Source organism: Salinifilum aidingensis, from assembly GCF_054782015.1.
On record NZ_BAAGTH010000010.1, the window covers coordinates 17,418 to 31,184 of the forward strand.

The window sequence follows — 13,767 nt, forward strand, 5'->3', positions numbered from 1 at the left end:
GGCCACCTCTACCTCGGTCGTGGCGAAGGTGCTCGCGCACCTCACTCGCAGTCATCTGGTACCCATCGTGAACATCGGACAAACGAAGATCGTCGACTCCGTCGTCCGCGCCACATGATCCACGCCGAGTGGGCCGAGTTGAAACCGGGCGCGCGAAGCGCCCGGCCGCCGGGTGTCACACCAGGGTGATCCAGAAGTCCCAGAACCGCTGCAGGAGCAGCACGACGATCACCAGGAACCACACCGCCAGCACCAGGCTGTGGAACCGGGCGAGCACCGCGCCCGCGGCGCGGCCGCCGCCGAAGTTCCCGGCGCGCAGGTTGTGCAGCGTCGTGTACCAGAAGGTCGGGATGACCACGACCCACACGACCATGCAGTAGGGGCACAGCGCGCCGATGCTGTACAGCGTGCTCCAGATCAGCCAGTGGATGAAGACCAGGGCCAGCGTCGTGCCCGCCTGCATGCCCAGCCAGAACCACCGGGGAGCGGTGTAGCCGGAGAGCAGGGCCACGCCCGTGGTGACGACCACGGGGAACGCGGCGATGCCGATCAGCGGGTTGGGGAACCCGAACAGCGCGGCCTGCGAGCTGTCCATCACCGAGCCGCAGGAGACGATCGGGTTGACGCTGCACGACGGCACGTAGTCCGAGTTCGTCAGCGAGTGCAGCTTCTCGATGATCAGCGCGAACGAGGACACCAGCCCGATCGCGCCGCCGATCACGTACAACCAGCCGAGCCCCGCGGGCCGCGCCGGCGGCGTGGCCGGCGCGGCCTCCGAGCGGGCGGACGTCGTCATGCTCGCGGTCACTTCTGCAGCTCCTGGTCCAACCGGTCGGTGAAGGACTGCTTCAGCTGCTCGTAGTTCTGCGCCTGCGGTTCGAACTTCTTGCCGTTGATGAATATCGTCGGCGTGCCGCTGACCTGGGCCTTGTTCGCGTCGGCGAGGTCGGATTCGATGCGCTGCTTGACCTCGTCGGACTTGCGGTCGGAGTTGAAGCGCTGCACGTCCAGGCCGATGCTCTGCGCGTACTGCGTGAACTGCTGGTTCGCGCGCGCGGTGTCACCGGAGGGCTTGCCGTCCGAGCCGACGGCCCAGGACTGGTAGTTGTCGAACAGCTGGTGGTACATCTCCGTGAACTTGCCCTGCAGCGCCGCGGCCTCGGCGGCCTGCGCGGCCGGGCGCGCCAGCGGGTGCATCTGGTCCATCGGCTTGTTGCGCACGACGAAGGTGATCTTGCCGTCGTACTCCTGCTCGATCTGCTTGGTCAGGCCCCGGTAGTACTGGTAGCAGGCGGGGCACTGGTAATCGAGGAACTCGGTGACGACGACCTTGTCGTCCTGCGAATCGAGGACCTTGTTCGCGTTCGGCGGGTTGAGCACTTCGGAGGAAACGGTCTCGCCGTTCGCGCCGCCTCCCCGGTTGAACAGCAGGATGCCACCGATCACCAGCACCGCGACCACCACGACGATCACGGTCAGGAGGATGTTGGTGGACAGGCCGCTCTTCTTCGTCAGCGGGTTCGTCGTTTTCGACATCGGGGACTACACCTTCGTCTGTCGGCTCGCGCGGCGGACGTCCACGCGGGGTGACAAGAGCACGTTCAGTCTCGCGCACTCACCCGATCGGTGATGGCACTGGGGTGCGGTTTCACAGGTGATGCACAGCGAAATCTCAGGAAACCGGATTCCGGGGCGAAACGGGCTCGTTCCGCCTCCGCCGCGCGCCCGGGCGTGATCGCGGAGCGTGGTGGTCCCCCGGGCGATCGGCAGCGCGCTCCGCGGCCGGCGGCGGCGCGGCGGGTCGTGCCGGGCGGGCGCCCGCACCCGGGAGCGTTCACCGCCGGGCGGGCGCCCGTTCACCGGGGCGGCTCGGGGGCGTCAGGAGGCCCAGAAGCCGCTGAGGATCGTCAGGGCGACCATCGACATCGTGCCGATGATGGACAGCGCCGTGCTGTTGAACAGCGCCATGACAACCCCCGGGATGCGACTCGCCGGTCTCCGCCGGACCTCTCACCGTTGATGTCGCCGCGCCGGGGTGCGGCGTTACCGCCGCGAGGGGCGCGAAGGAGCGGATCTCGGCCGTGCCGACCGGTACCGTGGGAGGGGTGAGAGCGGAGCGCGCGAACGACGAGGACGCGGGTGGGGACGCGGGCGCCGGTGCCCTGCCCGGTGCGGCTGACGGGGTTGTCCGCGCGGACGGTGTGACCCACGCGCTCGCCGCGGCTCGGCTGGACGACGTGGAACCGCTGACCGAGCAGCTCATGGCCGCGATCTTCACCGACAACCCGGAGTGGACGGACTACAGCCCGGTCCCCCGCGAAGAGCTGTGGGAGGGCTGCCTGCACTACCTGGAGCGGGTGCTGCAGATCCTCTCCGGCGAGGCCCGCGGCCCCGAGGGCGACGACGTGGCCGCGGAGATCGGTCGGCGTCGCGCCGAGCAGGGGGTGCCGCTGGAGGTCATGCTGCGCACCTTCCGCCTCGGCGGGCGCATCGTCTGGGAGGCGCTCGTCGAGCAGGCCCACCGCGACGGCGCCGACCCGGATGCGGTGCTCGGGGTCGCCACGGCGATGTGGACCGTGATCGACGGGCTGTCCTCGACGCTGTCCACCGCCTACCGGACCACGGAGCTGGAACGGCTGCGCCGCAACGACCAGCGCCGCCACGCCCTGGTCGAGGACCTGCTCAGCGGGCGCGCCCGGGACACGGCGTTCGCGCAGCGCACCGCGAAGGAGCTCGACCTGCCCACCGGGGGGCGCTACCTCGCCGTGGTGGCGGAGATGTGCGGGGACGGCGGGTTCGCCCTGCGCGGTCAGCAGGACGCGCTGACGGCGGGGCACGTCCGCTCGGTCTGGCAGGTCCGCGCCGACACCCTGGTCGGGCTGGTCGCCCTGGAGCAGCGGGAGCCGCAGCAGGCGCTCGACGTGCTGCGCCCGCTCGCCCGCGGGCGCGTGGGCGTGTCACCGCAGGTGCGCGGTCTGGCCGAGGTGGGGCTGGCGCACCAGCTCGCGCTGACCGCTCTCGGCACCCAGTCGTACGGCGACGTGGGCCTGGTGACGTTGGAGGAGCGCTTCCCGGAGGCGCTGCTGGTGCAGTCGCCGGACCTCGCCCAGCGGTTGCTCGAGTCCCAGCTCGGCCCGGTGCTGCGGCTCCCGGTCAAGGAGCGCGAGATGCTGCTGGACACGCTCAGCGCGTGGCTGGAGGAGAACTGCTCCACCGCGAACGCGGCTGTGCGGCTGCACTGCCACCGCAACACGGTGCTCAACCGCCTCAACCGCATCACCACCCTCGTGGGGCGACCGCTGCACGGGCGGGCCGCGTACGTTTCGCTGTCGCTGGCCCTGTCGGCGCTGCGGCTGCGCGAGTGACCCGCGGCGCGGACGCGCTCCGCTGAGCAGGGGTTCCTCTCCTCCGGCGCTGCCCGCCGGCGGTCGCGCCGGCTGTTCCGGCCCGCGCGGAGGTCCGGTGCCCGGCCCGCGCGGTGTGACGAGACTCCCGCCCACGGTGCGTGGCGGATCGGCGCCGCGCCGGGCCCGGCTCCGGGGCGAATGTGCGTTCTGCACAGTTGCGCCGCCCGAACTCTGGGCGAGCGGGCATGGCGCGCACGTGGGCGTTGTCACGACACTCGTCCCGAGGATCGCCCGGCTGCGCGCCGGGACGGAGCGCAAACGACGCGTGCGGCACAAAAGGAGCACAGCGAAGTGCAGGAGTTCGACCTTCTCGTGGTGGGCGGCGGCCCCGGTGGGTACGTCGCCGCTATCCGGGCCGCGCAGCGCGGCCTGTCGGTCGGGGTCGTGGAAAAGGAGCGGCCCGGCGGTGTGTGCCTGAACTGGGGGTGCATCCCGACCAAGGCGATGTTGCGCTCGGCCGAGGTGTACGAAACCGTGCTGCACGCGGCCGAGTTCGGTGTGCAGGTGGACGGCGTCAGCCTCGACTACGGCACCGTCACCAAGCGCAAGGACAGCGTCGTCAAGGGCCTCACCGACGGCGTGGCCGGGCTGCTCAAGGCCAACGGCGTCACCGTGATCAACGGCCACGCGCGGTTCACCGGACCGACCACGGTGGACGTGCACGACGTCGGTGAGCCGGAGTCCGGCCCCGACGCCCCGCGCTACGCCACCGAACCGGCCGGATCCGTGAAGGACCGGGTGCGCGCCTCCGACGTGATCATCGCGACCGGCTCCGTCCCGGTCCGCCTGCCGCTGCCCGGTGCGGATCTGCCCGGGGTGATCACTTCGGACGGTGCGTTCGGGCTCGAGGAGGTGCCGCGGCGGATCGCCGTCATCGGCGGGAGCGCGGTCGGCGCCGAGTGGGCGAGCCTGTTCGCCACGCTCGGCAGCGAGGTCAGCCTCATCGAGATGCAGTCCACCCTGGTCCCCGCTGAGGACGCCGAGGTCGGCAAGGCCCTCGGCCGCTCCTTCAGCAAGCGCGGCATCAAGGTGCTCACCGACTCCACCGTTTCGCGCATCGACGAGGGCGAGGACGGACTGCGGGTTTCCGTCGACGGCAAGAAGCCGCAGGCGGTGGACGCCGACGTGGTGCTCGTCGGTGTGGGCCGCAAGCCCAACACGGCGCAGCTGGACCTCGAAGCGGCCGGCGTGGCCACCGACGAGCGCGGTTTCGTCCCGGTGGACGGCGCGCTGCGCACCAACGTCGAGCACGTCCACGCGATCGGCGATGTCACCGGCAAGGCGCTGCTGGCGCACGTCGCCTCGCACCAGGGCGTGGTGGCCGCCGAGACGATCGCCGGCAACCACGCGGCGATCGACTACGGCGTCATTCCCGCGGCGACGTTCACCCACCCCGAGATCGCCAGCGTCGGGCTGACCGAGGCCCAGGCGACCGAAGCGGGCCACGAGGTGGTCACCGCGCGGTTCCCGTTCGCCGCGCTCGGGCGGTCCCAGACCTTCGGCGACACCGAAGGATTCATGAAGATCGTCGCCGGCAAGCAGTACGGCGAGGTTCTCGGCGTGCACATCATCGGCCCGTCGGCCAGCGATCTGATCACCGAGGGCGCGCTCGCGCTCACGCTCGAGGCCACGTTGGACGAACTGGCCGACACCATCCACGCCCACCCCACGCTCGGCGAGGTCGGCATGGAGGCATCGATGGCCGCACTGGGACTTCCCATCCACACCGCGCCGGCCAAGCAACGCTGAGGCGAGCTCACCGAAAAGGAGCGATCCGAGATGGCACAGACGGCTACTCGCAGCAAACCGTCCTCCACCCGCTCGAAGAGCCGCCGCAGCGGCTCGGCTGCCCGCTCCGGCGGCCGGTTCACCGGTGAGTCGCCGGAGATGCTGCAGGACTACTACCGGGAGATGGCCCTGATCCGGCGGTTCGAGGAGCGCGCCGCGCAGGGTTACACCCAGGCCAAGATCGGCGGCTACTGCCACCTCAACCTCGGTGAGGAAGCCACCGTCGTGGGGCTGATGCGCACGCTGCGCAAGACCGACCTGCTGTTCACCAACTACCGCGAGCACGGCTACGCCATCGCCAAGGGCATCGCCCCCGGCCGCGTGATGGCCGAGCTGTACGGCCGCACCACCGGTACCTCCAAGGGCTGGGGCGGCTCGATGCACATGTTCGACGTGGACAACGGACTGCTCGGCGGGTACGGCATCGTCGGCGGCCAGATCCCGCTGGCCACCGGCGCGGCGATGGCCGTGGACTACCGGGGCGGCGACCAGGTCGTGATGTGCCAGATGGGCGACGGCACGACCAACATCGGCGCCTTCCACGAGGCCCTGAACATCGCGTCGCTGTGGAAGCTGCCCGTCGTGTTCGTCGTCGTGAACAACCAGCTCGGCATGGGGACCACCGTGGACCGCTCCTCGGCCGAACCGGAGCTGTTCAAGCGCGGCGAGGCCTTCCGCATGGAGGGCGAGCGCGTCGACGGCACCGACCTGCTGGCCGTGCGCGACGCGTCCAACCGGCTCGTGGAGAAGGCCCGCAACGGCGGGGGACCGGTGCTGCTGGAGACGGTGAGCGACCGGATGAAGGGCCACTCGGTCGTCGACCCGCAGAAGTACCGGGACGAGGATGAGGCCGCGCGGGCCCGCGAATCCGACCCGGTGGCGAAGTTCCGCGCCGAGCTCGTCGAGGCCGGCGTCCTCGACGAGGACACCGCGGCGGAGATCGAGAAGTCGGCGGAGACCGAAGCGGACGAAGCCGTCGCGTTCGCCGACGGGAGCCCGCACCCGGACCCGGCCACGCTGTTCGACTACACCTACGCCACGCCGGTGGACAACGATTCCCGGCGCCTGCCCGCGGATCCGGTGTTCTGACCGCCGACTCCCCGCGCCGCGCCCGCCGTTCGCCCCCGCGCGCCGAACGGCGGGGCGCGGAACCGTCCACTCGCAACGACACCGCGGGCCGCGCGTGCACCGCGCGCCGGCCCGCAGTCCATCCTGTCCAGGAGAACGATCTTGGCCGTCATCACGTACCGCCAAGCGTTGCACGACACGCTTCGCGAAGAGATGCTGAAAGATGAGGAGATCTTCCTCATCGGCGAGGAAATCGGGGTCTTCGAGGGCTCCTACAAGATCACCGCCGGATTGCTGCAGGAATTCGGCGAGAAGCGGGTGCGCGACACCCCGATCGCAGAGGAGGGCTTCGTCGGCGCTTCGGTCGGCGCCGCCATGATGGGCCTGCGGCCCGTCGTGGAGCTCATGACGATCAACTTCTCGCTGCTGGCGCTGGACCAGATCGTCAACCACGCGGCGAAGATCTACGGCATGTTCGGCGGGCAGACCAGCGTGCCCATGGTGATGCGCACGCCCGGCGGCGGCGGGCAGCAGCTCGGCGCGACCCACTCGCAGAACATCGAGCTGTACTACGCGTTCGTGCCGGGTCTGAAGGTCGTCGCCCCGAGCACGCCGGCCGAGGCGAAGTCGCTGCTGCTGGCGTCCATCCGGGACAACGACCCGGTGCTGTTCCTGGAGAACCTCGCGTTGTACAACACCAAGGGCGAGGTGCCGGACGAGGTCGAACCGGCCGAGATCGGCAAGGCGAAGGTCACCCGGCAGGGCAGCGACATCACGATCATCGGCTACTCGCGCATGGCGATGATCGCCGACCAGGTCGCGGACAAGCTGGCCGAGGAGGGCATCAACGCCGAAGTGGTCGACCTGCGGAGCCTGCGGCCGCTGGACCGGCAGACGCTGGTGGAATCGGTGCGCAAGACCGGGTGCGCCGTCATCGCCGAGGACGACTGGCTGACGTACGGTATCGGGGCGGAAGTCGCCGCTTCCATCTCGGACGGTGCGTTCGACCACCTCGACGCGCCCGTGCGGCGCGTGGCCTCGGCCGAGGTCCCGCTGCCCTACGCGAAGCCGTTGGAGCGCGCCGCACTGCCTTCCGCGGACTCGCTGATCGAGGCCGCGCACCAGACATTGGACGCCGTGGGGCACCGTCGTTGACGCCCTCTTCGCAGCCGAGGAATAGCCGATGACCGAGATCCAGATGCCGAGGCTCTCCGACACGATGGAGGAGGGCGTCATCTCGACCTGGCGCAAGCAGGTCGGGGACGCGGTCGACCGCGGAGACGTGTTGGCCGAGATCGAGACGGACAAGGCCGTCATGGAAATGGAAGTCTACGACGCCGGCGTGCTGGAGAAGATCCTCGTCGGCGAGGGCGAGACGACGCCGATCGGCACGCCCATCGCCGTGCTCGGCGACGGCTCGGGCGCCGCGGCCGAGGCCGCGGCCGGCGGTGGGGGGACCGCATCGGCCGCACCCGCGCAGGCCGAGGAGCCCGCCCCGCAGCAGGGCGCGGCCGCGGAGGAGCCGGCCCCGGCCGCCGCCTCCGAGCAGGACGGCGAGCGGACGGTCAACGGGCAGAAGCCGAAGGCCTCGCCGCTGGCCAAGGCCATCGCCCGGGAGCAGGGCGTGGACCTGAGCACGGTGCGGGGCACGGGCCCCGGTGGGCGGATCATCCGCGTCGACGTGGAGGCCGCGGCGAGCTCCGCCGCGGAGAGCCCGGCGCCCGCCGCCCCCGCGGCGGAAGCCCCGGCCGCGCCGCAGCAGTCCTCCGCCGCGCCGCAGACCGCGGCCGACGAGGACGTCGAGGAGCTGCCGCTGAACCAGATCCGCAAGGTCACGGCCAAACGGCTCACCGAGAGCAAGCAGAACGCGCCGCACTTCTACCTGACCAGCGCGATCGACGTCACCGACCTGGCCGCGTTCCGCGCCGACCTCAACGCCCGGCTGCAGGCCGTCGGCGGCAGCAAGGTCAGCATGAACGACCTGGTCGTCAAGGCCGTGGCGGGTTCGCTGCGGGCGCACCCGGCGGTGAACTCCTCCTTCGGCGGGGACAAGATCCTGCAGCACAAGCGGGTCCACCTGGGTGTGGCCGTGGCGATCGACTCCGGCCTGGTGGTGCCGGTCGTGCGCGACGCGGACCGCAAGAGCGTCTCGCAGATCGCCGAGGAGAGCCGGGAGATGGCCGGGCGCGCCCGGGAGGGCAAGCTCAAGCCGGACGAGATGTCCGGCGGCACCTTCTCGATCTCGAACCTGGGCATGTTCGGCGTGGAGCAGTTCTCCGCGGTGATCAACCCGCCGGAGGCCGGGATCCTCGCCGTGGGCGCGGCCAAGGACGAGGTGCAGGTGCGCGACGGCGAGTTCGTCGCCCGCACGATCCTGCGGGTGACGTTGTCGGCCGACCACCGCGCGGTGGACGGTGCGGTCGGTGCGGCGTTCCTGCAGCACCTCACCGCGCTGCTCGAGGACCCGATCCGGATCGTGGCCTGAGAGCCCGGTCCCTCCGCCGGCCCCGGCCGCCGGTCCGGGGTGCCCGCGGTGCCGGTCCGCGGGGCCGGTCTTCGGGCGGTGCGGGCGCTGCCGTGCCGCCGCGCAGGACGACCCCTCCCGCGATGACGCAGCCTCTCGCGGGAGGGGTTCTTTTCCGTCCGCTGCTGCTCCGGCCGGGGGCAGCAGCGGACGGAGCCGCGGTCACCCCAGCGCCCGGGAGAGCCTCCGCGGCAGCCGTTCGAGCACCCACGGGATGCTGGAGACGGTGGCCGAGCCCAGCGCCATGGTCAGGTCGTAGTCCTCCAGCAGCACCAGGGAGCCGCGCTTGGCCGCCGGCAGGTTGTTCAGCAGCGGGTCCGCGCGGACGGTCGCCACGTCCGCGGGCTGCGCGGTGGTCACCACGACGACGTCCGCGTCCAGCAGCGAGACCTGCTCCTTGGAGATCTTGACGTTGAACTCGCCCCCGTCGTCGAGCTGCTGGATCGCGGGGGAGAGCGTCAGGCCGAGCTGCTCCAGCAGGGCGGTGCGCGCGTCCTGCCGCGTGTAGGCCGCGTAGGTGCCCTGGGCGTCGGTGCGCACGGTCACGTGCGTCCTGCCCTCGAACTCGGGGTGCTGCTCGCGGGTCCGGTCGAGCGCGCCCTGCGTGTCGGTGATGAGCCGGGAGGTCTCCCCGCGCATGCCGACGGCCCTGCCGATGGTCTCGGCCTGCTGCTTCCACGGCACGCCGTAGTCGATGCTGTTCGGCGGCTGGGCCACGACCGGGTTGAACGAGCTCAGCCGCTGGTACTCGTCGCGGGTGAGCGCGCTCTGCACGCCGATCATCACGTCGGGCTCGAGGCCGATGACCCCTTCCAGGTCGAGTTCGCTGCCGAACAGGCGCGGCTCCTCGCCGCCGTTCGCGAGCTGGTCGTCGAGCTCGTCCCGCACCCACGGCCCGACACCGCTGCCCCACGGGCCCCACCGGGTCAGCCCGGCGGGCAGGATGCCGAGCATGAGCAGCACGTCGTGGTCGGTGATGCCGAGGCTGGCGATCGCGCGCGGCCTGCCGGGGATCTCCGCCCGGCCGTAGCGGTTCGGGATCGTCACCGGAAAGCCCGGTCCGCCCCGGGGCGCCTCGCCGGAGCCGCTGCCCCCTGCGCAGGCAGCGAGGCCCGCGGCTGCCGCGCCGACGGTCCCGGCGAGGAACCCGCGGCGGCTGAGGGCGGGGACCGGGGAGCGCGCCGCCCGCGCTGAGGAAAGACTCATCACCGCATCCTTCTGCGTCGATCACCGGAAAAGCAAGGCTAACCTTAGTGATCGGGCGGAGGCGTGCCCAGTCCGGTTCGTGGCGCGGTGAGAGGGATCACGGGTGCGCCGCACGGCCTCTCCGCGCGGCCCCGAAGTGGTCACGATGCGTCACCCGGCGAGGTACCGTGGGTGGTGCGGCGCCACGCGATGCACCCGGAGGCCGTCATGAACGACGAGGGCGTGTTCGAACGACGCTGGCAGCTCACCGAGGACGAGCTCCTGCGGTTGCTGTGGGAGTGCCACGCGGGGGAGAACCCGGACGTCGCGCTGCTGCGCCTGCACGCCTCGCGCCCGGCCGAGCAGGAGTGGGGGAGCACCCGGCGGGCGCGCAGCGGCGCCGGGGCGACGCGCGTGACGCGCCACGTGCGCCGCACCCGCCGCGTGTCCAGGTGACGTGCCCCGCTCTGCGGGGCGATCCCGCCCTCTGCGGGGCGACCTCGTTCTCGGGCAGGCCTCGTTCTCGGTGTGATCGCGTCCGCCCCTTCCGGCAAGACCACCCCGCACGACGCGCCGATCCTCGATCGGGTGGGGAGCATGTTTACTGCGGACGTGTGGGGACAACTTCCAATTTTCATGAAAATTGCGCTCTCTGGAACGGATCCAGAAAACCGGGGTGCGGTCGGGTCCGGTGCGTGCGTGGGGGTAGCGGCGGGGGTCCGTGCTATTAGAGTCGAGTCCGTGCGACGCGAACCCACCACGCCCGACGACTCGTACCTGCGCTCGGTCCGCGCGGCCACCGAGCGGGCGGCAGCCGAGGCCGAACCCGTCTCCTCCGCCTTCACGGGCGTGTCCGAGGCCACGCGGTCCACGGTCGAGCGCTGGATCGACCGGCACGCTCCGGAACTGGTGCAGCTCAGCCACACCATCCACGAGCACCCGGAGGAGGCCTTCGGCGAGACCGAAGCGATCGCCCGCATCGCCGATGTGCTGCGGCACTACGGATGCGCGGTGCACACCGGGATCGGCGGGCTGGGCACGTCGCTGCGGGCCGCGGTGGGCAGCGGGCACCCGCACGTGGCCGTGCTCGCCGAGTACGACGCGCTGCCGGGCATCGGCCACGGCTGCGGGCACAACATCATCGCCTCCAGCGGTGTCGGCGGGTTCCTCGGAGCGGCCACGGCGGTGGACGACCTGGGCGGCCGGGTCAGCCTCATCGGCACGCCGGCCGAGGAGGGCGGCGGCGGCAAGGAGCTGCTGGCCCGCGAGGGCGTCTTCGACGACGTCGACGCCGTGGTCATGCTGCACCCGTTCTCGCACGACATCGGCGCGCACCCGTTCACCGGCCGCCGCCAGGTCGAGGTCGTGTTCCACGGCATCGCCGCGCACGCCGCCGCGGAACCGTTCATGGGCCGCAACGCGCTGGACGCGCTGGTGGCGACCTACCAGGGCGTGGCAGCGCTGCGGCAGCACCTGCCGCCGTCGGACCGCGTGCACGGGGTGATCACCGACGGCGGGCGGCGCCCGAACGTCGTCCCGGACCGGGCGGCCGGGCTGTTCTACCTGCGCTCGGCCGAGCTGGGCGCGCTGCAGGACCTCGCCGCCCGGTTCACCGCGATCGCTGACGGTGCGGCCGAGGCCACCGGCTGCGGTGTCGAACTGCGCTGGGACCCCCAACCGGGCTACCTGCCCATCCGGCACAACCACGCGCTCGTCGGCCGGTGGGCCCAGCACCAGCGGCGCCGCGGGCGGACCGCGCTGCCGCAGGGCGTCGTGCCCGAGTACCTCACGGGCTCGAGCGACCTCGGCAACCTGAGCCACCGCGTCCCGGCGATCCACCCGATGATCGGCCTCGCCGGCGACGGGCTCGCCCTGCACACGGAGGCCTTCGCCACCGCGGCCCGCGGTGAGTCCGGGGACCGCGCCGTCGTCGACGGCGCCGTCGGCCTGGCCCTGACCGCGTTGGACTACCTCGCCGACGAGCAGCTGCGCCGGGCGGTGGACGCCGAGTTCCGCGCCGGCGGGGACGTCGACCCCGCGGGCGTCTTCGACGCGTGAACGCGCACCGCAGCGGGACACCGGCCACCGGAACCGCCGGGGAGGCCGGATCGCCGGAACCCGCCCGACCGGAACGATTGAGTGCCTGAAGTGGATGATCCCGTGACCGGCCTGCTGTCGACAGCGGGCCTGCCCGAACTGCTCACCGGACTCGTCGCGCTGGTCATGGTGACCTACCGCGCGCTCTGGCTGGTGCTGCGCAACGTCGTCACCATCGCGCACGAGGGCGGGCACGCCCTGGTCGCCCTGCTCAGCGGCCGCAAGCTCAACGGCATCCGGTTGCACTCCGACACCTCGGGGCTGACCGTCTCCACGGGCAGGGGCACCGGTCCCGGCATGGTGTGCACGCTGCTCGCGGGCTACCCGGCGGTGTCGCTGCTCGGGCTCGGCGGTGCGTGGCTGGTCGGCGAGGACCGGGTGCGGCTGATGCTGTGGATCGCGATCGGCGGCCTGGCCCTCGTGCTCGTGGCGGTGCGCAACGTCTACGGCGTGCTGTCCGTGCTCGCCACCGGAGGGGCGTTGTTCGCGCTGTCCTGGTACGCGAGCCCGGTCTGGCAGGGCTGGTGCGCGGCGGTGCTCGCCTGGTTCCTCCTGTTCGGCGGGATCCGGCCGCTGCTCGAGCTGCAGCGCAAACGCCGGCGCCGGCGCGCACCGGACTCCGATGCCGACCAGCTCGCCCGGCTGACCGGGGTGGCCGGCGGTGCGTGGCTGGCGCTGTGGGGCCTCATCGCCTGCGCCGCGCTCGTGCTCGGTGCGCGGTTCCTGCTGCTGGCCCCTACCGTTTAGCGGAAACGCCGGGAAACGATCTGACCACGCCCCGTCGATGCCGGAGTGTTCGCGCAGTAGGGTGATCACCGCACACCGAAGTGAGGGTGAGGACTCGAGCGATGAGCGAATCCGTGACGACCTGGGAGTCCGCCGGCGTGGATGAGGAGACCCCGTGCGCTGCACGCGTCTACGACTACTTGCTCGGCGGTCGGCACAACTTCGCCTCCGACCGCCGACTGGGTGACAAGTTCCTGGGGGCCCTGCCGAGCGCGCGGGACGTCGCGCGGCTGAACCGGGCCTTCCTGCGCCGCGCCGTCGTGTTCATGGCCGAGCAGGGCGTCCGCCAGTTCCTGGACGTCGGTTCGGGCATTCCCACGGTCGGCAACGTGCACGAGATCGTCCAGGAGATCGACCCCGCCGCGCGCGTGGTCTACGTGGACTACGAGTCGGTGGCGGTGGCGCACAGCGAGATGCTGCTGGCCGACAACGACGACGCGACGATCGTGCAGGCCGACATGCGCGATCCCGACGCGATCCTGCAGGCGGCGGAGACGCGACGGCTGCTGGACTTCTCCCGGCCGATCGGTCTCATCATGGCGGGAGTGTTCCACTTCGTCCCGCGGGAGCAGGACGCCCCCGCCATCATGGCGCGGTACCGGGAGGGTCTGGCCCCGGGCAGCCACCTGGCGCTGTCGCACTTCACCGCGGACATCAGCCCCGCGGAGATGGAGGGCGTCGTCGAGGTCATGCGCAGCAGCGCCGATCCGGTGCACACCCGCAGCTACGCCGAGGTGAGCGAGCTGTTCACCGGTTTCGACCTGGTCGAACCGGGCATCGTGGGCACGGCGATGTGGCGCCCGGAGTGCGCGGACCTGGCTCCGCACGAGCCCGGTGGCAACCAGATCTACGCAGGCGTCGGAGTCCGGCGGTGAACACGCGGGGTGGACCGGGACACGGGTGATCCCCGAC

At 71.6% G+C, this 13,767-nt stretch carries 12 protein-coding genes; 9 read left to right on the forward strand and 3 right to left on the reverse strand.

What is annotated here, in order from left to right; all coding sequences use genetic code 11:
• Positions 1 to 175: 175 nt before the first annotated feature.
• Both ACYVJE_RS14360 and ACYVJE_RS14365 read right to left on the reverse strand, forming a co-directional pair.
• A complete protein-coding gene (locus ACYVJE_RS14360; protein WP_461144850.1) occupies positions 176 to 808 on the reverse strand; it encodes a vitamin K epoxide reductase family protein in 633 nt (210 codons plus the stop codon).
• Positions 805 to 1,536 carry a DsbA family protein gene (locus ACYVJE_RS14365; protein WP_461144851.1) on the reverse strand — a complete coding sequence of 244 codons (732 nt, stop codon included), beginning with the start codon at positions 1,534 to 1,536 and terminating at the stop codon, positions 805 to 807. Before ACYVJE_RS14365 ends, ACYVJE_RS14360 begins: the two co-directional genes overlap by 4 nt.
• 569 nt (positions 1,537 to 2,105) lie before the next feature.
• Here ACYVJE_RS14365 and ACYVJE_RS14370 point away from each other — a divergent pair.
• The 5 genes from ACYVJE_RS14370 to ACYVJE_RS14390 all read left to right on the forward strand — a co-directional run bounded on the left by ACYVJE_RS14370 (position 2,106) and on the right by ACYVJE_RS14390 (position 8,748).
• Positions 2,106 to 3,365, forward strand: coding sequence for a PucR family transcriptional regulator (locus ACYVJE_RS14370; protein ID WP_461144852.1), 1,260 nt, complete (start codon positions 2,106 to 2,108; stop codon positions 3,363 to 3,365).
• A gap of 333 nt (positions 3,366 to 3,698) precedes the next feature.
• Positions 3,699 to 5,156, forward strand: a complete 1,458-nt coding sequence (gene lpdA / locus ACYVJE_RS14375) for a dihydrolipoyl dehydrogenase (protein ID WP_459156684.1) — start codon at positions 3,699 to 3,701, stop codon at positions 5,154 to 5,156.
• A 30-nt stretch (positions 5,157 to 5,186) separates the two neighbouring features.
• Positions 5,187 to 6,284 carry a pyruvate dehydrogenase (acetyl-transferring) E1 component subunit alpha gene (gene pdhA, locus ACYVJE_RS14380; protein WP_461144853.1) on the forward strand — a complete coding sequence of 366 codons (1,098 nt, stop codon included), beginning with the start codon at positions 5,187 to 5,189 and terminating at the stop codon, positions 6,282 to 6,284.
• Between the two features lie 141 nt (positions 6,285 to 6,425).
• Complete coding sequence (locus ACYVJE_RS14385; protein WP_459156682.1) at positions 6,426 to 7,418, forward strand: alpha-ketoacid dehydrogenase subunit beta; 993 nt, start codon at positions 6,426 to 6,428, stop codon at positions 7,416 to 7,418.
• Positions 7,419 to 7,446: 28 nt separating this feature from the next.
• Positions 7,447 to 8,748 carry a pyruvate dehydrogenase complex dihydrolipoamide acetyltransferase gene (locus ACYVJE_RS14390; RefSeq protein WP_459156681.1) on the forward strand — a complete coding sequence of 434 codons (1,302 nt, stop codon included), beginning with the start codon at positions 7,447 to 7,449 and terminating at the stop codon, positions 8,746 to 8,748.
• 201 nt (positions 8,749 to 8,949) lie between these two features.
• Here ACYVJE_RS14390 and ACYVJE_RS14395 read toward each other — a convergent pair whose 3' ends face one another.
• Positions 8,950 to 9,993, reverse strand: a complete 1,044-nt coding sequence (locus ACYVJE_RS14395; RefSeq protein ID WP_461144854.1) for an ABC transporter substrate-binding protein — start codon at positions 9,991 to 9,993, stop codon at positions 8,950 to 8,952.
• A gap of 171 nt (positions 9,994 to 10,164) precedes the next feature.
• On the opposite strand from ACYVJE_RS14395, the gene ACYVJE_RS14400 reads away from it, so the two are divergent.
• The 4 genes from ACYVJE_RS14400 to ACYVJE_RS14415 all read left to right on the forward strand — a co-directional run bounded on the left by ACYVJE_RS14400 (position 10,165) and on the right by ACYVJE_RS14415 (position 13,730).
• Positions 10,165 to 10,428, forward strand: a complete 264-nt coding sequence (locus ACYVJE_RS14400; RefSeq protein ID WP_459156679.1) for a hypothetical protein — start codon at positions 10,165 to 10,167, stop codon at positions 10,426 to 10,428.
• A 285-nt stretch (positions 10,429 to 10,713) separates the two neighbouring features.
• Positions 10,714 to 12,030 (forward strand): M20 family metallopeptidase, encoded by a 1,317-nt coding sequence (locus ACYVJE_RS14405; RefSeq protein ID WP_461144855.1) that lies wholly within the window; start codon positions 10,714 to 10,716, stop codon positions 12,028 to 12,030.
• Between the two features lie 81 nt (positions 12,031 to 12,111).
• A complete protein-coding gene (locus ACYVJE_RS14410; protein WP_461144856.1) occupies positions 12,112 to 12,816 on the forward strand; it encodes a M50 family metallopeptidase in 705 nt (234 codons plus the stop codon).
• A 101-nt stretch (positions 12,817 to 12,917) separates the two neighbouring features.
• Positions 12,918 to 13,730 (forward strand): SAM-dependent methyltransferase, encoded by an 813-nt coding sequence (locus ACYVJE_RS14415; protein WP_459156676.1) that lies wholly within the window; start codon positions 12,918 to 12,920, stop codon positions 13,728 to 13,730.
• The last annotated feature ends 37 nt before the right edge of the window (positions 13,731 to 13,767 follow it).